At 66.8% G+C, this 21,246-nt stretch carries 20 protein-coding genes and 1 tRNA gene; 6 read left to right on the top strand and 15 right to left on the bottom strand.

From position 1 onward, the window contains the following. Positions 1-23: 23 nt before the first annotated feature. The 13 genes from CSC94_RS02690 to CSC94_RS02630 all read right to left on the bottom strand — a co-directional run bounded on the left by CSC94_RS02690 (position 24) and on the right by CSC94_RS02630 (position 13,922). Positions 24-1,421 (bottom strand): FAD-dependent oxidoreductase, encoded by a 1,398-nt coding sequence (locus CSC94_RS02690; RefSeq protein WP_099303446.1) that lies wholly within the window; start codon positions 1,419-1,421, stop codon positions 24-26. Position 1,422: 1 nt separating this feature from the next. After that, positions 1,423-2,037: a cysteine hydrolase family protein gene (locus CSC94_RS02685; RefSeq protein WP_099303444.1), complete on the bottom strand. Its 615-nt coding sequence runs from the start codon at positions 2,035-2,037 to the stop codon at positions 1,423-1,425. Further along, positions 2,030-4,090, bottom strand: a complete 2,061-nt coding sequence (locus tag CSC94_RS02680) for a hydantoinase/oxoprolinase family protein (RefSeq protein WP_099303442.1) — start codon at positions 4,088-4,090, stop codon at positions 2,030-2,032. The genes CSC94_RS02685 and CSC94_RS02680 overlap by 8 nt, the downstream gene beginning before the upstream one ends. Then, positions 4,087-5,781 (bottom strand): hydantoinase B/oxoprolinase family protein, encoded by a 1,695-nt coding sequence (locus CSC94_RS02675; RefSeq protein WP_099303440.1) that lies wholly within the window; start codon positions 5,779-5,781, stop codon positions 4,087-4,089. Before CSC94_RS02675 ends, CSC94_RS02680 begins: the two co-directional genes overlap by 4 nt. Further along, positions 5,778-6,647 (bottom strand): isocitrate lyase/PEP mutase family protein, encoded by an 870-nt coding sequence (locus CSC94_RS02670; protein ID WP_099303980.1) that lies wholly within the window; start codon positions 6,645-6,647, stop codon positions 5,778-5,780. The genes CSC94_RS02675 and CSC94_RS02670 overlap by 4 nt, the downstream gene beginning before the upstream one ends. 2 nt (positions 6,648-6,649) lie before the next feature. Further along, entirely contained in the window at positions 6,650-7,153 is a 504-nt protein-coding gene (locus CSC94_RS02665; RefSeq protein WP_099303438.1) for a LeuD/DmdB family oxidoreductase small subunit, read from the bottom strand. After that, on the bottom strand, positions 7,150-8,424 hold the full coding sequence (locus CSC94_RS02660) for a 3-isopropylmalate dehydratase large subunit (protein WP_205853209.1): 1,275 nt from the start codon (positions 8,422-8,424) through the stop codon (positions 7,150-7,152). Before CSC94_RS02660 ends, CSC94_RS02665 begins: the two co-directional genes overlap by 4 nt. Further along, positions 8,424-9,128, bottom strand: a complete 705-nt coding sequence (locus tag CSC94_RS02655) for an ABC transporter ATP-binding protein (protein WP_099303434.1) — start codon at positions 9,126-9,128, stop codon at positions 8,424-8,426. Before CSC94_RS02655 ends, CSC94_RS02660 begins: the two co-directional genes overlap by 1 nt. Further along, positions 9,121-9,867: an ABC transporter ATP-binding protein gene (locus CSC94_RS02650; protein WP_099303432.1), complete on the bottom strand. Its 747-nt coding sequence runs from the start codon at positions 9,865-9,867 to the stop codon at positions 9,121-9,123. The genes CSC94_RS02655 and CSC94_RS02650 overlap by 8 nt, the downstream gene beginning before the upstream one ends. Continuing rightward, the gene (locus CSC94_RS02645; RefSeq protein WP_099303978.1) at positions 9,860-10,834 is read right to left on the bottom strand and encodes a branched-chain amino acid ABC transporter permease; all 975 of its coding nucleotides are present in this window, start codon (positions 10,832-10,834) and stop codon (positions 9,860-9,862) included. Before CSC94_RS02645 ends, CSC94_RS02650 begins: the two co-directional genes overlap by 8 nt. Positions 10,835-10,839: 5 nt before the next feature. After that, complete coding sequence (locus CSC94_RS02640; RefSeq protein WP_099303976.1) at positions 10,840-11,712, bottom strand: branched-chain amino acid ABC transporter permease; 873 nt, start codon at positions 11,710-11,712, stop codon at positions 10,840-10,842. Positions 11,713-11,785: 73 nt separating this feature from the next. Continuing rightward, complete coding sequence (locus CSC94_RS02635) at positions 11,786-13,018, bottom strand: ABC transporter substrate-binding protein (RefSeq protein ID WP_099303430.1); 1,233 nt, start codon at positions 13,016-13,018, stop codon at positions 11,786-11,788. A gap of 13 nt (positions 13,019-13,031) precedes the next feature. After that, a complete protein-coding gene (locus CSC94_RS02630) occupies positions 13,032-13,922 on the bottom strand; it encodes a GntR family transcriptional regulator (RefSeq protein ID WP_099303428.1) in 891 nt (296 codons plus the stop codon). 75 nt (positions 13,923-13,997) lie between these two features. Here CSC94_RS02630 and CSC94_RS02625 point away from each other — a divergent pair, with 75 nt between their 5' ends. Further along, positions 13,998-14,561, top strand: coding sequence for a tautomerase family protein (locus CSC94_RS02625; protein WP_099303426.1), 564 nt, complete (start codon positions 13,998-14,000; stop codon positions 14,559-14,561). Positions 14,562-15,039: 478 nt separating this feature from the next. Here the strand turns inward: CSC94_RS02625 and CSC94_RS02620 are convergent. Together CSC94_RS02620 and CSC94_RS02615 are read right to left on the bottom strand one after the other, a co-directional pair. After that, positions 15,040-15,115: transfer RNA gene (locus CSC94_RS02620), tRNA-Ala, on the bottom strand. Positions 15,116-15,276: 161 nt separating this feature from the next. After that, a complete protein-coding gene (locus CSC94_RS02615) occupies positions 15,277-15,696 on the bottom strand; it encodes a TIGR02300 family protein (protein ID WP_099303424.1) in 420 nt (139 codons plus the stop codon). A 256-nt stretch (positions 15,697-15,952) separates the two neighbouring features. On the opposite strand from CSC94_RS02615, the gene aroA reads away from it, so the two are divergent. From aroA to rpsA, 5 genes are all read left to right on the top strand, one after another. Further along, complete coding sequence (gene aroA / locus CSC94_RS02610; protein WP_099303422.1) at positions 15,953-17,305, top strand: 3-phosphoshikimate 1-carboxyvinyltransferase; 1,353 nt, start codon at positions 15,953-15,955, stop codon at positions 17,303-17,305. Positions 17,306-17,322: 17 nt separating this feature from the next. Next, on the top strand, positions 17,323-17,970 hold the full coding sequence (locus CSC94_RS02605; protein WP_099303420.1) for an FMN-binding negative transcriptional regulator: 648 nt from the start codon (positions 17,323-17,325) through the stop codon (positions 17,968-17,970). Continuing rightward, positions 17,963-18,667, top strand: coding sequence for an SDR family oxidoreductase (locus CSC94_RS02600; RefSeq protein ID WP_099303418.1), 705 nt, complete (start codon positions 17,963-17,965; stop codon positions 18,665-18,667). The genes CSC94_RS02605 and CSC94_RS02600 overlap by 8 nt, the downstream gene beginning before the upstream one ends. A gap of 4 nt (positions 18,668-18,671) precedes the next feature. Continuing rightward, positions 18,672-19,313 carry a (d)CMP kinase gene (gene cmk / locus CSC94_RS02595; RefSeq protein WP_099303416.1) on the top strand — a complete coding sequence of 214 codons (642 nt, stop codon included), beginning with the start codon at positions 18,672-18,674 and terminating at the stop codon, positions 19,311-19,313. A 186-nt stretch (positions 19,314-19,499) separates the two neighbouring features. Next, a complete protein-coding gene (rpsA, locus tag CSC94_RS02590) occupies positions 19,500-21,197 on the top strand; it encodes a 30S ribosomal protein S1 (protein WP_099303414.1) in 1,698 nt (565 codons plus the stop codon). Positions 21,198-21,246: the final 49 nt, after the last annotated feature.

Genomic DNA, 21,246 nt, shown 5'->3' with positions numbered 1-21,246 from the left:
CTTGCCGAAGGAAGGCGTGCCGGTCAGACCAGCCGTGCAGCCGCGTCACCGGCCAGCCAGCCGAAGCCGATGGCGGTCAGGAGGCCATTGCCAGAGAGATAGCCCGAGACATCGGGACCCGAAACGCCGCATGCGGCGCCACCGCCGGCAAACAGGTTTTCGAAGACCCGGCCGTCCGGGCGCAGGACCCGGGCGTATGCGTCGATGACCAGCCCGCCCTGGGTATGGAACAGGGCGCCGGTGACCTTGACCGCGTAAAACGGCGCCGCCAGGGCCGGCTTGCCGGTAAAGTCCCGGCCGAAAGGATCGGCGCCTCCGCCAGCCTGCAGCGAAGCGACCGTCTGCAGGGTTTCATCCAGGGCCTCTCGCGGCAATCCCGTCGCCCCGGCAAGCGCCGCAACGGTTTCGCCCTGCCGGATGGCACCCGCCTCGACGGCTTCGCGGTAGTCCGGGAAGGACAGGGCAAAGTCATGGATGCGCCGGTCATAGATCGCCCAGGCGATACCGTCCGGCTGTGCCAGCACGTGGACTGCCTGTTCCGAATAGCCGCCATGCTCGTTGGAGAAGCGCTGCCCGTCGCGGTTGACCTGGATCCCGCCCTCCATCATCAGCGCCCAGGTGATCAGGATGCCATGCGGATGGGCCAGCGATCCGTGTCCCTGGTAGCCGGACAGGTGATCCAGCGCCGCGCCAAGCTCCTGCCCCCACAGCACGGCGTCGCCGGTGTTGCCGGCATGGCCGTAGTAGAGGCCCGAGGCGATCTGCGGGATGTGGCGGGCGACCAGGTCGCGGTTGCCGCCGTATCCGTTGCAGGCCAGGACGAGGGCGCCGCAGCCGACCACCTCGCTTGCGCCATCGGGCCGTCCGATTTCCACGGCAACCACCCGGCCGTCATCGACGAAAAGCCGGTCGGCGCGCGCACTGGTGACCACGGGGATGTCCGCCGCATCCGCCGCTGCCAGCAGGCGCGCCTCCAGCGCCGCGCCGGTCTTTTCCGGCACGGCATGCATGCGGTGCCTCGAATGGCCCGGATAGAGGAAATCATCGAGCACGATCCACTCGATGCCGGCGTGATCGGCCAGCCACTCCACCGCCGGCCCGATGCTTTTCGACGCCAGCCGTGCGAGGTCTTCGCGCGACTTGCCCTTCGACTTGGCCATGATGTCTGTGAAAAACAGGTCCGGCGTATCGACCGCGATGCCGGCAGCGCGCTGGAACCGCGTCGCCGGCGCCGGCACGAAACCAGACGACATCGAGGTCGAGCCGCTGGGCGAGGCATCGCGCTCCAGGACCAGGACCTCGGCACCGGCCGCCCGTGCGCGCAGCGCCGCTGTCAGGCCGCAGGCGCCGCCGCCGATGACCAGCACGCCGGTTTCGACGTCGATGCGTTCCGGACGCCCGATGACGACACGGCCTGCCATGTCAGTTTCCCCGCACCATGGCCTCGGCCCCGGCACAGGTCATGGGCGTGGCGATCGTCGAGAGGTCGGCAATGGCCGTGTCATGCACCTCCTGCCGGAAGGCCGCGCAGCCATCGGTCAGAAGGATCGTGCGGAAATCGCGGACATGCGCATCGCGCAGCGTCGAGGCGACGCCGCCATTGGTGACGATGCCGCAGATCATCAGCGTGTCGATGCCCGCCTTGCGGAGCACGAACTCCATGCGCGTCATGTAGAAGGCGGAATAGGCGACCTTTTCCACCGTCAGGTCGGCGGGCTGCAACGTGTCGACCAGTTGGTGGCCCCAGGCGCCCGGCGCGAAGTCGCCCTTGCCGAGAAATGGCCGCAGCGCCTTCAGGTGCGGCGAGATGAAGGGTTCACCCCCCTTGCCCGGCACCAGCGTGAACTGGGTGGAGATCACCCAGCCGCCCGCCGCCCGCAGTGCATCGGCCACCGGCTTCACCCGCTCCGGAAGAGCGGCGATGGCCGCGCTTGTCTGCCCGCCGCGTCCGTACGCGCCATCGGAATGTATGAAGTCGTTCTGCAGGTCGACGATCAGCAGGCCCGTGCGGGCCAGGTCAAGCGGCCCGTCAGCCATGGCTCACCTCCATGCGACGGATCACCAGGTTGCCGAAGGCATCGACCACCGCTTCCAGGCCCGGATCGACGAAGATGGTCGTGTCCGCCTGCTCCATCAGTGCCGGTCCCGCGATCCGCTCACCGGCGGCGAGGTCAAGGCGCTCGTAGACGCCGGCCTCATGTGCCGCGCCATCGCACCAGACCGTCCGCGTTCCGGTGCGGCAGGCCTCGGCCGGCTTGCCGTTTTCCGGCGCGAAGACCGCCATGTCGAGGTCCGGACGGCGACCGATGACCGCGACGCGGTAGTTCATCACCCGCATCGCGATACCGTCCAGCAGGCGGCCGTAGGCAGCGCGATAGGCGCGCTCGAAGGCCGTGCGGATGTCGGCTGCCGTCAGGTCCGGTCCCGCACCGTCCAGCGTCACTGACACGGTGTGCGTCTGGCCGAGGTAGAGCATGTCCAGTTCATAGACGGTGTCGATGGCCGCAAAGGCGATGCCGGAGGCTTCGAGTACGCCACGAATGGCGCCGGCTTCCGCTTCCATCTCACGGCCAAGCGCGGCCGTGTCGACCTGGTCCACAAGCCGGTTGACCGTCTGCACGCGGTCATGGCGCATGTCGGCGACCACGCAGCCCAGCGCCGAGGTCACGCCCGGGAAGCGCGGCACAAGGGCTGAGCCGAGGCCCACTTCCTTGATCAGCGCGCCCGTGTGCAGGGCGCCGCCGCCGCCGAAGGGCATGGCCGCGAAACGTGCCGGGTCATGGCCCTTCTCGATGGAGACCAGACGGATCGCGCCGGCCATCTTGGCATTGGCGAGCTTCAGGATCGCTTCCGCGGCATCCTCGACGGAAAGGCCCAGAGGCCCTGCCACCACGCGAGCAATGGCCGCGCGCGCAGCCTCCACATCCAGCCGGTCCAGCTTGCCGCCGATGGGCCGCGCGGCATTGATGCGGCCGAGCACAAGGTTCGCGTCGGTCACCGTCGGGCGATCGTTGCCGAGCCCGTAACAGACCGGCCCCGGATCGGACCCGGCCGATTCCGGCCCCACCTGGAGAAGCCCGCTTTTGTCAACCGACGCGATGGAGCCGCCGCCCGCGCCGATGGTGGTGATCTCGATCATCGGCGTGCGCACGACCATGCCGAAATCGATGGCCGTCTGCGCCGCCAATGCCGCTTCGCCGCCAGCCACCAGCGACACGTCGAAGGACGTGCCGCCCATGTCGCAGGTGATGATGTTGTCGAAGCCGGCGGCGCTGGCGATGGCCGTCGCCGCGATCACGCCGGCCGCCGGCCCGGACAGCGCGGTACGGACCGGATAGCGCTTGGCCGTTTCCACCGACATGACGCCGCCGTTGGACTGTACGATCAGCACGTCGCCGCCGAAGCCGCGACCCTTCAGACCCGTTTCGAGCCGGTCGAGATAGGACGAGACCACCGGTTGCAGGTAGGCGTTCAGCGTCGCCGTCGACAGCCGCTCGAACTCGCGGATTTCCGGCAGGATCTCGGTCGCCGCCGTCACGTGGGCATTCGGCCAGACCGAGCGCACGGCCTCCACCGCCACACGTTCGTTGGTATCATTGGCATAGCCGTTGATGAAGAACACGCAAGCCGCCTCGCAGCCTGCCTCGCGCAGGGCCATCGCCTGTGCCCTGACGGATTCGGGATCGACGGCCAGCCGCACGGTGCCATCGGCCAGCACGCGCTCGTCCACCTCCACGCGGTCCGGGCGCTCCACCACCGGCTCGAAGGATCCTGCCAGGCCCCAGGTCGTCGGGCGGTCGCGGCGGCGCATTTCCAGCACGTCGCGGAAGCCGGCAGTGGTGATGATGCCCGTGCGCGCGCCCTTTCGTTCGAGCAGCGCGTTGGTGCCGACCGTCGTGCCGTGCACCACCGTGCCGATGGCGGAAAAGTCCGGCACCAACCCGCCGATCCCCTCGACGAAGCCCTTCGACTGGTCGCCGCGCGTCGACGGCACCTTACCGGTCTTCACGGTGCCGGCGGCCTCGTCGAGCACGAAAATGTCGGTGAAGGTGCCGCCAACGTCGACACCGATCACGATCCGCCCGCTCATTGGCCGGCCTCCCCGTTGCCGGCTTCAAAGCCGTAATCGCGTTCCGCCGCCTCCGGGCTGACATAGCCCAGCCGCACGTCGCGCGCGATCGCCGCGGCCGGGCGCTTGCCCGGATCGCCGTGGCCGCCGCCGCCGGGCGTTTCGAGGCGCACTTTCTGGCCCTGTTTCAGCTTGATGCCGATCATCTTGGAGACCATGGGCGGCTGGTGTTCGCCGTCGTTCTGCTGGAAGGTGAAGCGGTTGACGGCCGCGTCACCACCGCCGGCCACGCCGCGCGGGGCGAACTTGCCGCGCTCGCCAAAGAGGAACACGTCGGCGGATTTCTCCATCAGTTCGATCTCGTATATCGCGCCGAGGCCGCCGCGATGTTCGCCCGCCCCGCCGGAATCCGGCCGCAGGGCCCATTGCGTGAAGCAGACGGGATAGGCGGCCTCGAGGATTTCCAGCGGCGGAATCGTCGCGGTGGAGATCGGCGCATTGCCGTGGTTCAGCCCGTCGCCGTGGCCATGGGCGCCATGCCCGCCGCCGAAGAAGGAGAACATCACCCAGCGCTGGCCGTTCGCGCGGTGACCGGCCAGCGACAGCGCGTTGATCGTGCCGTAAGCGCAGGCCATGGCATCGTCGGGCGCGATCCGGGCCACGGCCTCGAAGACGACGTCGATCAGGCGCAGGATGGTCTCTGTGTAGCCGCCGACGGGTTTCGGCGCCTTCACCGAGAGCAGCGACTCCTCCGGGATGCGGAAGTCGACGGGTTCCAGCACGCCGGCATTGGCCGGGACGTCGCCGAAGACATGTTTCAGCGCGACGTAGCAGGCGGCGATCGTCGTCGACCGCGAAATATTGACGGGCCCGGCACAGGCCGGTGACGAGCGCGAGAAATCGAGCACCATGCGGTCGCCGTCGATGGTCATGTCGAGCGCGATCTTCAGCGGTTCGTCGACGATGCCGTCGTTGTCGAGGAAATCCTCCGCCGACACCGTGCCGTCCGGCAGCGAGGCGATCTGCGCGCGCATCATCTGCGCCGCCCTCTCCTTCAACTCGCCCAGGCAGTCCGCAACCGTGCCGTCGCCGTAGTCGTCGATCAGCGCGTGGATGCGCCTTTCGCCAAGATCGAGCGCGTTGATCTGGCCGTTGAGGTCGCCGTAGAGCGACAGTGGCAGGCGCGAGTTGGCCGACAGGATGTCGACGATGTCCTGGCGCCACTCGCCCTTGTCGTAGAGCTTGACCGGCGGAATCAGCATGCCCTCCTGGAAGCTCTCGGTGGCGACGGGATTGTAATTGCCCGGCACGTTGCCGCCGACATCGTGCCAGTGGCCGACCGACGCCAGGAAGCAGAACAGGCTGCCATCGCGGAAGACCGGCTTGACCAGCCGGAAATCGGACAGGTGCGTGCCGCCGTCATAGGGATCGTTGAAGATCCAGACGTCGCCCTCGTGGACGCCGCCCGAGGCCGCGGCCTTGTCGATCACGGCCTTGACCGCGAAGGCCATGACGCCGACGAAGATCGGCAGGCCCGACTTGCCCTGCACCAGCGTCTCGCCGGTGACCGCATCGTAGATGCCATGGGAGGCATCGTGGGCCTCGGCGATGATCGGATTGAAGGCCGAACGGAACAGGGTGGCGTCCATCTCGTCGGCGATCTGTTCCAGCCGCCCCTTCAGGATCGCCAGCGTCACGGCGTCGATGCTCATTGCCCCTTGTCTCCATCGTAGCGCTTGCCGGTCGCCAGCATGGCGGGCGTCTCGATCAGGTCGTTCAGGCCGGCGAAGTCGAACATGCGGTTGCGGAAACCGGCATTCGATCCATGGGCCAGCAGGTTGGCGTAGTAGTCGCGCGCAGTGGCCGCGATGGAGCGCACGATGCCGCCGGGAAAGATGACGAAAGATAAGCCGGTCGCTTCCAGTTCGCCGGCGTCGAGCGCCGGCGTCTTGCCGCCTTCCACCATGTTGGCCATCAACGGCACGCGATCCCTGAAACGGTCCACGATGCGGCCGATCTGGTCGAGCGACTGCGGCGCCTCGACAAACAGCATGTCGGCGCCGGCCTCCAGGTATTGCTCCGCCCGCTCGAGCGCGGCATCGAAGCCTTCCACGGCAATGGCGTCGGTCCGCCCGATGATCAGCGTCTCGTCGCTGCTGCGCGCATCGCAGGCGGCGCGGATCTTCCCCGCCATCTCGGAGGCGCTGACCAGCGTCTTGCCGTCAAGGTGGCCGCAGCGCTTTGGCAGCGTCTGGTCTTCCAGCTGGATGGCATTGGCGCCCATGCGCTCGAACACGCGCACCGTGCGCTGGACGTTGAGCGCGTTGCCGAAGCCGTTGTCGCCATCCACGACGATGGGCAGGGCGACGCGGTCGCGCAGGACGGCGATCGTGTCGGCGACCTCGCTCATGGAGACCAGGCCGATGTCCGGGCGCCCGAAGCGGGTGTAGGCAATGGATGCACCCGACAGGTAAATGGCTTCCGCGCCGGCCTGTTCGGCAATCAGCCCGGTCAGCGCGTCATAGACGCCCGGGGCCAGCAGGATCCGGCTTTCGGCAAGCCGTTGTCGCAGGCTCATGGTCATGACCGATTGTCCTCCTTCTCGGCCGCAAAGCGCTTCTTGAGGTGCGGCACCAGCCCGCCATCGGCGAGCAGGGTCTTGAGATTGTCCGGCAGCGGATCGAGCGGAACTGCCCGCGCACGGTCGGGCAGGCGCAGAACACCGGCGTCCACGTCAAGGGTGGCGGCCTCGCCATCCTCGATCCCGGCGAGATCGGGCGCCGTCATCACCGGCAGGCCGAGGTTGATGGCATTGCGGTAGAAGATACCGGCGAAAGAGACCGCCACGACGCCAGCGACGCCCAAGTGTTTCAGCGCTTCCGCCGCCTGCTCGCGCGAGGAGCCCATGCCGAAGTTGCGGCCGGCCACGACCACGTCGCCGGGTTTCACGGAGACCGGGAAATCGGCACGCGCGCCTTCCAGGCAATGGGCGGCCAGCGCCTCGATGCCGCCGCTCATGTATTGCCCCGGCGCCAGCTGGTCGGTGTCGATATCGTCGCCAAACAGAAAGACACGACCGGTCATGCGCCTGTCTCCGCCAGCATGTCACGCGGGTCGGCGAGGTGGCCGGCGACGGCGGATGCCGCCACCGTGTAGGGCGAGGCCAGCCATACCTTCGACGAGGCAGCGCCCATGCGGCCCTTGAAATTGCGGGCCGTCGACGAGATGCAGGTGACATCCTCGCCTAGGCGGTGGGCGCCGTAGCCGGCGCAGATGCCGCAGGCATTCGGCAGAACGCGGGCGCCGGCCGCTTCCAGCACCGCCATGATCCCCTCCGCTTCCGCCCGGTCCTGGTCGGTTTTCGAGGCGGGCGCGACCAGCAGTTCGACGCCGGGCGCCGCCGTCCGGCCCTTCAGGATGGCGGCCGCCGCGCGGAGATCCTCATGCTTGGCGCCGGTACAGGCACCGATGTAGGCCACGTCCACGGCAACCCGTCCCGCATCGCCCACGGGCGCGGCATTGGCCGGCGAATGCGGCGCGGCGGCCTGCGGCTGCAACGCGGACGCATCGAACACGTGCTGCGCCAACAGCGGTGCGTCCCGGTCGGTGACAAGCCCGCGCCAGTCGCCGGCATCGCCGCCGACGCCCGCCAGCCACTGCGCGGTGGTTTCATCGGGCGCGATCAGCCCGGCCTGCGCGCCCAGTTCCGCGGCCATGTTGGAGAGCGTCATGCGTTCCTGCATGGAGAGTGCGCGTACCGCTTCGCCGGCATACTCGACCGCCTGGTACTGGCCGCCATCCATGCCGAGGCGGGCGCAGGTGGCCAGCATCATATCCTTGGCCGTCACGCCGGCGCCGAGCCGCCCGGTCCATTCCAGCAGGATCGTCCCGGGGACGCGGATCCAGATTTCGCCGGTGGCCAGAACGCCCGCCATCTCGGTGGCGCCGACGCCGAACATGTAGGCACCGAAGGCCCCGCCGGTCGGCGAATGACTGTCGCCGCCGACGACGAACATGCCCGGCTTCAGGTGGCCCTTCTCCGGCAGCACGACGTGGCAGATGCCCTGTCCGTCATGGAAGGCGACGCCGCGATCCTTCGCCCATTGCCGGGTCAGCGCCAGGATGCGGGCACCCTCGTCGGTATCGCCCGGCACGTAGTGATCGGAGATCAGCACCACCTTGTCGCGGTCGAACAGCCCGGCGCCGAGGTCTTTCAGGATCGGCTCGACGCGGCGCGGCCCGCCGGAATCATGGATCATGGCCAGGTCGACGGCGGCCGTCACCACCTCGCCCGGCTTGACGGTTTCGCGGCCGGCGGCGCGTGCGATGATCTTCTGTGCTAGTGTCGTTGCCATCATGCCAGCCCCAGGTAGGCGCGCTGCAGGTCCGGGTCATCCATCAGCTCGGACGGTTTTCCCGACAGGCGGATCTGGCCGTTTTCCATCACGAAGGCCCGGTCCGCGATCTCCAGCGACTGCAGCACGTTCTGTTCCACCAGGAGGATCGTCAGTCCTTCCGCCTTGAGCTTTCCGATCAGGTCGAACATTTCCTCCACCAGCAGAGGCGACAGGCCGATGGAAGGTTCGTCGAGGATCAGCAGGTCCGGCTCGGCCATCATGCCGCGGCCGATGGCCAGCATCTGCTGCTCACCGCCGGAAAGGGTTCCGGCCTTCTGGCCGAAGCGCTCCTTCAGGCGCGGAAACACGCCGGCGACATGGTCGATGTTGCGCGCCCGATTGCCTCGTCCGCGGCGATAGGCGCCCAGTTCAAGGTTCTCGCGCACAGTCAGGTTCGGGAAGATGTGACGGCCTTCCGGAACGTGAATCAGGCCGCGGTCGACAATCCGGCCGGCACCGAGACGGGTGATGTCTTCTTCGTTGAAGCGGGTGGTGCCCGACCAGGCCGGCACGAGGCCGGACAGGACGCCGGCAAACGTCGTCTTGCCGACACCGTTCGACCCGAGCAGGGCAACGATCTCGCCCTTCGCGATGTCCAGATCGATGCCGCGCAGCACTTCCACCGCGCCGTAGCCGGCATGCAGGTTCCTGACGTCAAGCATGCGACACCTGCCTTTCGGCCATGCGCCTTGCCATGCCCTTGCCGAGGTAGGCCTCGATCACGTTCGGATCCTTCACGACGTCGGCCGGGGCGCCCTCGGCGATGATCTCGCCCTGGTTCAACACCCAGGTGTGTTCCGACAGGCTCATCACCGCCTGCATGACATGCTCGATCATGAAAATCGTGATGCCGGAATCGCGGATGGCGCGGATGACCGGAATGACGTCGCGGATCTCGGAGGGGTTGAGACCGGCCAGCACCTCGTCGAACAGGATCAGCTTCGGGTCGGTCGCAAGGGCTCGGGCCACTTCGAGGCGCTTGCGCCCGGCCACGGTCAGGGAGCCGGCGTCCATGTCGAGCCGGTCGCCGAGCCCGACGCGGTCCGCCACCGCCTCCGCGTGGGCCAGCGCGGCGCTGCGCGAGGCGCGGTGCAGGTGCGCGCCGACTGCGATGTTCTCGCGTACGGTCTGGCCGGCAAAGGGCTGCACGATCTGGAAGGTCCGCACCATGCCGGCCCGGGCGATGGTCTCCGGCGCGACGCCTGTCACGTCCCGCCCGAGAAAGGCGATGCGCCCGGTATCCGGTTTCAGGAAGCCGGTGATCTGGGCAAACAGCGTCGTCTTGCCGGAACCGTTCGGCCCGATCAGCGAGGTGATGCGCCCTTCCGGCACGGTCAGTGACACGTGATTGGAGGCCTGGAGCCCGCCGAATGCCTTGCAGACGTCCTTCACCTCAAGCATGGCGCGTCTCCGTGCCGGCCGGCTTGTTGCGGCGGGTGAAGCGTGCGGCGATCCCGGCCAGGCCGCGCGGCAGGAACAGCACCATGCCGACCAGCAGGGCGCCGTAGATGGCCAGGCTGATGCCCGGCACGTCGCCGATCAGTTCGCGCGTCAGCTCGGAAACCGTGTGCAGGGCCACGGCGCCAAGCAGCGGGCCGAACAGGGTTCCCATGCCGCCGATGATCGGGACCAGCAGGCTTTCGACAGAGATGGCGGGGCCATAGGCGATGTAGGGATCGAGGTAGAGGAAATACTGCGCGTAGAAGACGCCGGCCAAGCCGCCGAACAGGCCGGACAGGATGATCGCGCCCATCTTGACGCGGAAGGCATTGACGCCCAGCGCGCGCGCCGCTTCCTCGTTGTCGCGCACGGCGGCGAGCGAGGCGCCGAAGCGGGAATGACCGATCCACCAGACGGCCAGGAAGGCAGCCAGCGTGAAGCTCCAGATCAGGAAGAAGAATCCGGTCTTGGTTTCAAACTGCAGGTTCCCCGGTCCGGGCGCGAGCGGGATCAGGATGCCGACGCCGGCGCCGGTGAAATCGACCGAGTTCGACAGGATGCGCAGCACTTCCGCGAAGGCGAGCGTGACCAGTGCGAAATAGGAGCCACGCAGGCCGGTGCGGAAGGTGGCGAAGCCGATGAAGGCCGCCACCGCCATGGCCAGCAAGGCGCCGGCGACCATTCCGATCCACGGGTTGATGCCGAGTTGCACCTGGAGCACGGCGACGGCGTAGGCGCCGGTGCCGAAATAGGCGGCGTGCCCGAAGGAGAACTGGCCGCCGTAGCCGCCGAGGATGTTCCAGGCCTGCCCGAGCAGCGCGGCATAGAGCATCATGATGACGATGTTCAGGCTGAACTCGGAGGTGATGACCGCGGGCAGGACCGCGATGGCGGAAAAGACGGCGAGAAGGACGAGAAGCTGGCGCATCGGGATCACACCTTGTGGCCGAGCAGGCCCTGCGGCCTGAACATCAGCACCAGGATGAAGATGACGAAGATGCCGATCTGGCCGAGGCTCTCGCCGAGGAACAGGCCGCCCATCGCCTCGACGACGCCGATGATCAGCCCGCCGATCAATGCCCCGACGAAGGAGCCCATGCCGCCGAGGACAACAATGGTGAAGGCGATCAGCACGAAGCCGTGGCCGACCTGCGGCGTCACGTAATAACTCGGCAGGAGCAGGCAGGCGGCGACGCCGAGACAGGCGATGCCGAGGCCGAAGCTCATGGCGTAGACATGCTCGGTATTGATGCCGACGAGCTCGGCGCCCTTGCGCTCCTTGGCCAGCGCGCGGATGGCCCGGCCGAGATCGGTGCGCGCCATGAGAAGCCACAGCACGGTGGCGGTGACGAGCGCACCGAAGAAGGCGATGACCTTGGGCAGCGGCAGGAAGGCCCCGAGGAACTCGACCGTTTCGAAGGAATAGGGTGTGTCGACGATCCGCGTGTCGGAACGGAAGACGTAGAGCGCGAGGTTCTCGATGACGATCGACAGGCCGAGCGTGACAAGGAGGATGTTCTCGTCGCGGCCGTGGGACGCCTTGCCGATGATGCCGCGCTGCAGGGCGTAGCCGAGCGCGAACATGGCCGGAGGCACGATCAGCAGCGCCCAGTAGGGGTCGATGCCCAGTTGCACGTTCAGGAACCAGACGGCGTAGAGCCCGACCATCAGCAGCGCGCCGTGTGCGAAGTTGATGATGTGCAGCACGCCGTAGATCAGCGTCAGGCCCAGCGCGATCAGCGCGTAGAGCGAGCCGGTCGTGATCCCGTTGAGAACCGACGGAATGATGATGGCAAGATCGGGCATGGCCGTGTCCAGCGGATGTGACGGAAGGAGGCCGGACGGCATGAACCGTCCGGCCCGGATGTTCCGGCTGGCGTCAGAGCGCCATCGGGAAGATCGGCTTGGCCGAGGCAAACTTGTCCGGATAGATCACCTCGATCGACCCCTTCTGGACCTGCGTATTGACCGGCTGCGCGCCCTCGTTCTGGCCGTTGACCATCTTGGTCGGGCCGTAGGGCATGCCGTGCTTGTCGAAGGTCGAGGACCCCATGGCCGCGATGACGGCTTCCTTGTCCGTCGATCCTGCCCGCTCGATGGCATCGGCCAGGAAGGCCACGGCGTTGTAGGCCAGGAAGACCTCGTAGGTATAGGTCAGGCCCTTGGCCTCGGCCGCCGCCTTGCGCTGCAGCGCCAGGTCGGAGGTCGGGTCGTACCAGTGGTTGCAGTCCATGATCTGCTCGGCCGCCTCGGGGAACTCGGCGACGAATTTCGGGCTGGACGCCGCGCCACCGAGGACCGAGTAGATGCCCTTGGCCTCGACCTTCTGCTGGCGCATGGTGCGGGCCAGCAGCACGTATTCATTGTAGTAGTTGGCCGGGATGATCAGGTCCGGCTTCTTGGACTTGATCTGCAGCACGATGTTGGTGAAATCGCGCGTCGGGTTGGCGTGCTTGATGACATCGATCACCTCGATGCCCTTTTCCGGCAGCGCCTTGGAGAGCAGTTCGGCGGTACCCGTTCCGAACAGCGATTCCTCGTGAATGATCATCGCGGTCTTGGCCGGGGATCCGGCGGCCTTGTTGATCGTGTCGAGGTTGCTGACGGCGAATTCCGCGATCTTGCCGTAGCCGGGCGAGAAGCGGAACGTGTTGGCCAGGCCGCGGTTGACGATCTGGTCGGACACGCCGACATCGACGACGTGCGGCGTGTTCGTCTTTGCCGCCTCCTGCGAGGTCGCCAGCGAGATGGACGAGGCGTAGCCGGCAACGATGCCGTGGATGCCGCCCTCGACCATCTTGGTCACTTCCGCCGCGCCGATCTCCGGCTTGCCCTGGCTGTCTGCCAGCACCGCTTCCAGCTTGGCCCCGCCGAGCGACTTGATGCCGCCGGCAGCATTGATGTCGGCGATCGCCATCAGCGCGCCCTCGCGGCACTGCGTGCCCGAAAACGCGATGAAACCTGTCACCGGGTGGATCAACCCGATCTTGACCGTTTGCTCCTGCGCACGGAGCACGGCCGGAAATCCTGTCACGCTTGCGCCCAGCACCGCGGCGCCCGTGGCCAGGAACTGGCGGCGATCCACGCCTTTCTTCATTGACTGTCCGGTCATCTGAACCTCCTGTCTAACCGTTGTTCTGCCGTTTCCCCGAGTGTTCCCGTTTTTCATGCGCTCCGTTGGGGGCCGGAGACGAAAGCGTGGTCGTCCAGCGCGCGCCGTCCTTTTCGCGCACGCGCCGCATCGACATTTCATAGCGGTAGAGATCGGGGCGGTAGAGCACGCGGATGTACTCCACGGCCCGCCCCGCGGAATCGCGGACGATGCGCCGCACGTCGATCAGCGGGGCGCCCGGATTGATGTTCAGCGTGCTGGCGACATAGTCGTCGGCGAGCGCGGCCGAAATCGTCTGGCGGGCGGAGGCGGCATCGAAGCCGGCGCGCTCCAGCAGGTGCAGAAGCGGCGTCGTCTCCAGGTCCTCCCGCTCGAAATGGCGCCCGACATCCGCCGGCACATAGGTGAGGAGATAAGACATCGGCTCGCCGTCGAGGATGCGGACGCGCTCGGCCCGCTGAACCATGTCGCCGGCGTCCATGTCCAGCGCAGCAGCGATTTCGCCGTTCGCCGGAACATAGGCGAAATCCAGCACGCGGGCTTCCGTCGACAGGCCCATCAGCGAGATGTTCTCGAGCCAGCCCTCGATGGAGGCCGTCACCGCCGGTGTCGGCGGCCGTTGGACGACACGGGTGCCGCGACCGCGCTCGCGCACGACCAGCCCGGCATCGGCCAGTTCGTTCAGCGCCCGCTTGGCGGTGATGCGGGAGACGGCGAATTCACCGCAGAGGTCCTGCTCGCCCGGCACGCGCTCGCCGGGAGCAAGCGCCCCGCTGTAGATGCGGCTTCTGAGGGTCAGGAAGATCTGGTGGTAGAGCGGCACACGGGCATGGGGATCAAGGCGGGCCGGCGCGTTGTCCGCGCGCTCCTTCCTCTGCCCGTTCTCGGTACCGGGAATGTCCATGCCATCTCCCTCTGGATTAAATCTAATGGTATGTCATTATACCATTATGTCAACCAGCTTCCGGGAGAGACCGCCATGCCCGTTGTCCGCACCACCCTGATCGAAGGTTATGACGACGAGACGCGGCAGCGCCTGGCGCAGAGGCTGACCGACGCGGTGCGGGCGACAATCGCCGCGCCACTGGACGGCATCACCGTGGTCCTGGAAGAAGTGAAACCCACAAGCTACATGCGCGGCGGGCAATCGCGGACGCCGGGCAAGCCGGCGCTTTCCGGCACGGCGCTGGTGCGCGAATTCCTGGCGGCCATGGAGGCCCGCAACCTGAACCGCGCCAGGGGCTTCCTCGCTGACAGCTTCACGATGACCTTCCCCGGCGGTGCGCGATTCACGCGGCTGGAAGACCTGGTCGAATGGGGCCGTAGCCGCTACCGCTTCGTGCGCAAGACCTATGACACGTTCGACGAGGCCTTCGACGCCAAGGGCGCGGTCGTCTACTGCTTCGGCACGCTGGCCGGCGAATGGCCTGACGGCACGCCCTTCGAGGGCATCCGCTTCATCGACCGGTTCAGTATCGCCGACGGCAAGCTGGCCGACCAGAAGGTCTGGAACGACCTGGCGGAGACCCGCGCTGCGGGCTGATCGCAGATGCTCATGCGGCCGGGCCTGGCGGGGCGAACCATGGCTGCCTTCCGTTGACGGCTGCCCAGAGTGACCGCCAGAGCGCGTCCATGAACTGCAGGTCCGCAGCCGGCGGTTCCTGTCCGGCACCGAGCGCAGCCAGGGTGATGCGGGCGACCTCGGGGCGACAGTACTCACAGCCGGAAAGAGAACCAGGACGGCTTTCGGCGAAACGGCGGGTTCACCGGAAAAGCGGCGGCGCCAGACCTCGTGACAGGCGCACTGCATCATCGACGGCAGATCGCGCGCTTCCGCGATGATTTCTTCGTCCATGGCGGTCATGCCGGAACCCCGGACAAGAAGCCCGATCGGGCCGCAAGGGCGAAAGCACCAGACGACGCGGCGGATTCCCACATGCAGGACACGGTCCCACTCAGGCCGACGCGAAGCCGGAACGATCGCCGCCGAGAACCGATAATGTCAAGATGTGAAGGAAGTTTGGTGGAGCCAAGCGGGATCGAACCGCTGACCTCCTGCATGCCATGCAGGCGCTCTCCCAGCTGAGCTATGGCCCCACGTGGAACCGTCTGCCGGCTCCGGGACGAAGGCAGAGCTTGGCGCTCCGCTTCGGTGACGGGCTTCTATCCAAGCCCCGGGACAAGATCAAGTGCCTTTCGACACCTGCGCATGTTTTTTTCCGGTCGCGAAAGCCAGGCGCTGCCGCGACCGGTACAGATCAGTCTTCGTCTTCGCTGTTCACGCCGCCGATGATGCCGGAGACGTCTTCGTCATCATCCTCGTCCTCGTCGTCGCCAAGGAACGGATCGTCCTCATCGTCGCCGAGATCGATGTCCTCATCGTCGTCGTCATCGGCGTCGACGTTGTCGGAGGCCGGACCCTTCTTGCTGCCGGTCGAATCATCGTCCTCGGCTTCCTCGAGCGAAACCATTTCGGTCTCGCCTTCTTCCTCGTCCAGTTCCGTCTCGTCGGCCGCTTCTTCCTCCTCTTCCTTGATGGAAGAGACATTGTCCTGGAAGTAGCTCAGCGGATAGGAAACGCCGGTATAGGGGGAGACCACCGGATCCTTGTTCAGGTCGTAGAATTTGCGGCCTGTCTCGGGACAGACCCGCTTGGTGCCAAGTTCAGGTTTCGCCACGGCTTGTCCTCGTCTGTTTGGGCGGGGTGCGCCACCTGCGCCTCAATCGCGTCCGGCCAAGCCGGCGCCTTGCCAACAGGGTTCTTGAAATCGCGGTCCCCATATCGTCTGACGCCTCTCCTGTCAAAAGCTATTTCGGCCCTCTCCGGGTGACAGCAAGGGATGACCCGGTGGCAGCGAAGTGCTAGACAGCCCGCGTTCCGCCGGACAGCCCAGCGCCGGCGTCCCGTCATGCCAATCTACACGGACAGGTCCCATGTCGCATTCCGGCACCGCCCGCCCCGCCCTTTCCCGCAAGAGCAACGCCCTTTCGGGCACGGCCCGCGTGCCGGGCGACAAGTCGATTTCGCACCGTTCCTTCATGTTCGGCGGACTGGCATCCGGCGAGACACGGATCACCGGCCTGCTGGAAGGCGAGGACGTGCTGGCCACGGGCCGGGCGATGAGCGCGATGGGCGCCCGGATTTCGAAGGTCGGGGACACCTGGATCATCCAGGGCGCGGGCAACGGCGCCCTGCTGGAACCGGAAGGCCCGCTCGATTTCGGGAATGCCGGCACCGGCTGCCGCCTGACGATGGGCCTTGCCGGCGTTTACGACATGCAGACGGTTTTCACCGGGGATGCGTCGCTGTCACGCCGGCCGATGGGCCGCGTGCTCGATCCGCTGCGCCTGATGGGCGTGCAGGTCCAGGCGCAGGACGGCGACCGGCTGCCGGTCACGCTGCACGGCCCGAAGACGCCGACGCCGATCACCTACCGGGTGCCGATGGCCTCCGCGCAGGTGAAATCGGCCGTCCTGCTGGCCGGGCTGAACACGCCGGGTGTCACGACGGTCGTCGAACCGGTGATGACGCGCGACCATACCGAGAAAATGCTGGCCGGTTTCGGCGCGCACCTGGAGGTCGAGGAAGACGCGGACGGCGTGCGCACCATCCGCCTCCAGGGCCGGCCGACGCTCACCGGCCGGGTGATCGACGTGCCAGGCGATCCCTCGTCGGCCGCCTTTCCGCTGGTCGCGGCGCTGATCGTGCCCGGATCAGACGTCGTCATCGAGAACGTGCTGATGAACCCGACGCGCAACGGCATCGTCACCACCCTTCAGGAAATGGGCGGACAGATCGACATCATCAACTGGCGCGACGCGGGCGGCGAGGACGTGGCCGACCTGCGCGTACGCGCCTCGGACCTGAAGGGCGTGACCGTTCCGCCCGAGCGGGCACCGTCGATGATCGATGAATACCCGGCGCTGGCCATGGCCGCGGCATTGGCCGACGGCGAGACGGTGATGGAGGGCCTGGACGAGTTGCGGGTCAAGGAAAGCGACCGCCTGTCCGCGGTGACCGACGGCCTGAAGGCCAACGGCGTGGACTGCACCGAGGGCGAGGCCTCGCTCAGCGTGCGTGGCCGGCCGGACGGCAAGGGCCTTGGCGGCGGCACGGTAGCGACCCATCTCGACCACCGCATCGCGATGAGCTTCCTGGTGCTGGGACTGGCAACGGAGAAACCCGTCACGGTGGACGACGCGACGATGATCGCCACGTCCTTCCCGGAATTCTTCGGCCTGATGGGTGGGCTGGGTGCCGCCATCGAGGAGACCGGCGGCGACTGAAGGGACTGCGAGGCATCATGTATCTTCCCGATCATTTCGCCGAAACCGATCCGGATCGCCTGCACGGTCTGATTTGGGCAAACCCGCTCGGGTTGCTCATTTCCGCCTCCGGCGGGGAACCGGTCGCCAATCCCGTGCCGTTCCTGCTGGACACCGAGGGGGCACGGCCGCGACTGCTGGCCCACGTGGCCCGGGCCAATCCGCAGTGGAAGTCCATTCGCGACGGGGCCCATGTCCTCGTCGTCTTCCAGGGCGTCGACAGCTATATCTCGCCGTCGTGGTATGCCTCCAAGCGCGAGCACGGCAAGGTCGTCCCGACGTGGAACTACGCGATGGTCCAGGTCCGCGGCGTGGCGACCGTCCATGACGATCCGGCCTGGCTGCGGCGGCAGGTGGGGCAATTGACCGATCTTCACGAGACGGGACGCCCGGATCCGTGGGCGGTTTCCGATGCGCCCGAGCGGTTCGTCGACGTGCAGATGCGCGGCATTGTCGGGCTGGACATCTCGATCACGGAAATGACCGGCAAGTGGAAGGCCAGCCAGAACCGCAGCGCGGAAGACCGCGCCGGCGTCGTGGACGGCCTGACGGCCGACGGTCGGCACGCCATGGCCGGGCTCGTTTCGGCAAGCGGCGCAAACAAAACGGAGGAGAACCATGACTGACAGCAAGGTAGCCCTTATCGTCGGCGGCGGCTCCGGCATGGGCGCGGCGGCCGCCCGCAAGCTGGCGGCGGACGGATTTTCGATCGCCGTCATGTCGTCTTCCGGCAAGGGCGAAGCGCTTGGCCGGGAGCTTGGCGGACTTGGCTTCACCGGCTCGAACCTCGAACCGGACGACCTGAAGCGTTTCGTCGACCTCTCCATGGAGCGGTTCGGCCGCATCGACGCGGTGGTCAATTCCACCGGACACGGCCCGAAGGGACCGGTACTGGAGATTTCCGACGAGGACTGGTCGAAGGGCATGGACTACTACCTGCTCAACGTCATCCGTATGACGCGTCTGGTGACGCCCGTCATGCAGGCGCAGGGGGCGGGCTCTATCGTCAACATTTCCACCTATGCCGTGTTCGAACCGGAAGAGATGTTCCCGACCTCCGGTGTCTTCCGGGCCGGGCTGGCCGCCTTTACCAAGCTCTTCTGCGACAAGTACGCGGCGGACAACCTGCGCATGAACAATGTCATGCCGGGGTTCATCGACTCGCTGCCGGAAAAGGACGAGCGGCGCGTGCGCATCCCGATGGGGCGCTACGGCACGGCCGCGGAAGTGGCCGAGCTGATCGCCTTCCTTGCGGCCGACACGTCGTCCTACATCACCGGCCAGAACATCCGCATCGACGGCGGGATCACGCGCAGTGTCTGAGGGCATGCCGCTGATCATCGCCATCGACGGCCCGGCAGCATCCGGCAAGGGGACGCTGGCACGGATGCTGGCGGCCCACTACGGGCTTCGCCACCTCGATACCGGCCTGACCTACCGCGCCGTGGCCAAGGCCCTTCTGGACGCCGGCGAACCGCTGGACGACGAGGGCAAGGCCGAAGCGGCGGCAAACCGGCTCGACCTTGGCGCAATGAACCGCGCCGTCCTGTCCGACCACGCGGTCGGCGAGGCGGCGTCCAGGGTGGCCGTGATACCGGCCGTCCGGAGGGCGCTGGTGGACAAGCAGCGGGCATTCGCCTCGCAGCCGCCGGGCGCGGTCCTGGACGGTCGCGACATCGGCACGGTGGTCTGCCGCGATGCCCCAGTGAAGCTCTACGTGACGGCCTCGGCGCCGGTGCGCGCGCGCCGGCGGTTTCACGAGATCCTGTCGAAAGGCGGGGACGCCGACGAGGCACGGATCCTGGCCGATATCGAACAGCGCGACGCGCGTGATATGGGCCGGGCGGACAGCCCGCTGAAGCCGGCGGACGACGCCTACTTGCTAGATACGTCCAACATGGATATAGAGACCGCGTTCGCGCGTGCCCGGGAGCTGATCGACAGCGCCCGCAACGGCGGACATCACTGAACTCGCCTGCCGGCATTCTCCGACGCGCCGGTCCGGCATTTCGCGTTGAAACGACGCGCGGTGCCATGAGGGTCCGCCAAGGGCGGCCCGGGATGCTCGACGCAGGCAAACGCAACGCAAACCCCCGGCGCATAGCAGCCCGCTTTCCCATTTCATGAACCATTGTGCGGGCTCCCAGGAGAAAACATGTCAGAATTCAATCCGTCGCGCGACGATTTCGCGGCAATGCTCGATGAATCCCTGCACGACAGCCCGCTCGCGGAAGGCTCCGTCGTCAAGGGCAAAATCACGGCCATCGAGAAGGACATGGCCATCATCGACGTCGGCCTGAAGGTCGAAGGCCGTGTCGCGCTCAAGGAATTTGGCGCAAGGGCCAAGGACGGCTCGCTCAAGGTCGGCGACGAAGTCGAGGTCTATGTCGAGCGCGTTGAAAATGCGCTGGGCGAAGCCATGCTCAGCCGCGAGAAGGCCCGCCGCGAAGAGGCCTGGGTCAAGCTGGAAGAGAAGTTCAACAACGGCGAAAAGGTCGAAGGCGTGATCTTCAACCAGGTCAAGGGCGGCTTCACGGTCGACCTCGACGGCGCCGTGGCCTTCCTGCCGCGCAGCCAGGTGGACATCCGCCCGATCCGCGACGTCACGCCGCTGATGCACAACCCGCAGCCGTTTGAAATCCTCAAGATGGACAAGCGTCGCGGCAACATCGTCGTGTCGCGCCGCACGGTCCTGGAAGAGAGCCGCGCCGAGCAGCGCTCCGAGATCGTCCAGAACCTCGAAGAGGGCCAGGTGGTCGAAGGCGTGGTCAAGAACATCACCGATTACGGTGCGTTCGTGGACCTCGGCGGCATCGACGGCCTGCTGCACGTCACCGACATGGCATGGCGCCGTGTCAACCATCCGACCGAGATCCTCAACATCGGCCAGACGGTCAAGGTGCAGATCATCCGCATCAACCAGGAAACCCACCGCATCTCGCTGGGCATGAAGCAGCTCGAGGCCGATCCGTGGGACGGCATCGGCGGCCGCTACCCGCTGGGCAAGAAGGTCACCGGCACGGTCACCAACATCACCGACTACGGCGCCTTCGTGGAGCTGGAGCCGGGCATCGAGGGCCTGATCCACGTGTCGGAAATGTCCTGGACGAAGAAGAACGTCCATCCGGGCAAGATCCTTTCGACCACGCAGGAAGTCGACGTCGTCATCCTGGAAGTCGATCCGGTCAAGCGCCGCATCTCGCTGGGCCTCAAGCAGACGCTGGAGAACCCGTGGGAAGCCTTCGCGCGCAACCACCCGGTCGGCTCGATGGTCGAGGGCGAGGTCAAGAACAAGACCGAGTTCGGCCTGTTCATCGGCCTCGACGGCGACGTGGACGGCATGGTCCACCTGTCCGACCTCGACTGGAACCGTCCGGGCGAGCAGGTCATCGAGGAATACGAGAAGGGCATGGTCGTCCAGGCCCAGGTCCTCGACGTGGACATCGAGAAGGAGCGTATCTCGCTCGGCATCAAGCAGCTGTCGCGTGATGCCATCGGCGAGGCCGCCGCTTCCGGCGAACTGCGCAAGAACGCGATCGTCACCTGCGAAGTCACCGACGTGAAGGACGGCGGCATCGAGGTGAAGCTCGTCGATCACGACATCGACGCCTTCATCCGCCGCTCGGACCTGTCGCGCGACCGCGACGAGCAGCGTCCGGAGCGCTTCCAGGTCGGCCAGAAGGTGGACGCCCGCGTCACCCAGTTCGACAAGAAGACCCGCCGCATCCAGGTCTCCATCAAGGCGCTGGAAATCGCCGAGGAGAAGGAAGCCGTGGCTCAGTACGGTTCGTCGGACTCCGGCGCTTCGCTGGGCGACATCCTGGGCGCCGCGCTGAAGAAGCAGGGCGACTGATCGCCCTCGCCCCTCCGGGGTACCTGACAAGCAAAAGGCCCGGCGGATC

Origin of the sequence: Zhengella mangrovi (assembly GCF_002727065.1) — a bacterium.
Classification (GTDB): Bacteria; Pseudomonadota; Alphaproteobacteria; order Rhizobiales; family Rhizobiaceae; genus Zhengella; species Zhengella mangrovi.
This window is presented reverse-complemented; position numbering and strand designations above follow the sequence as displayed.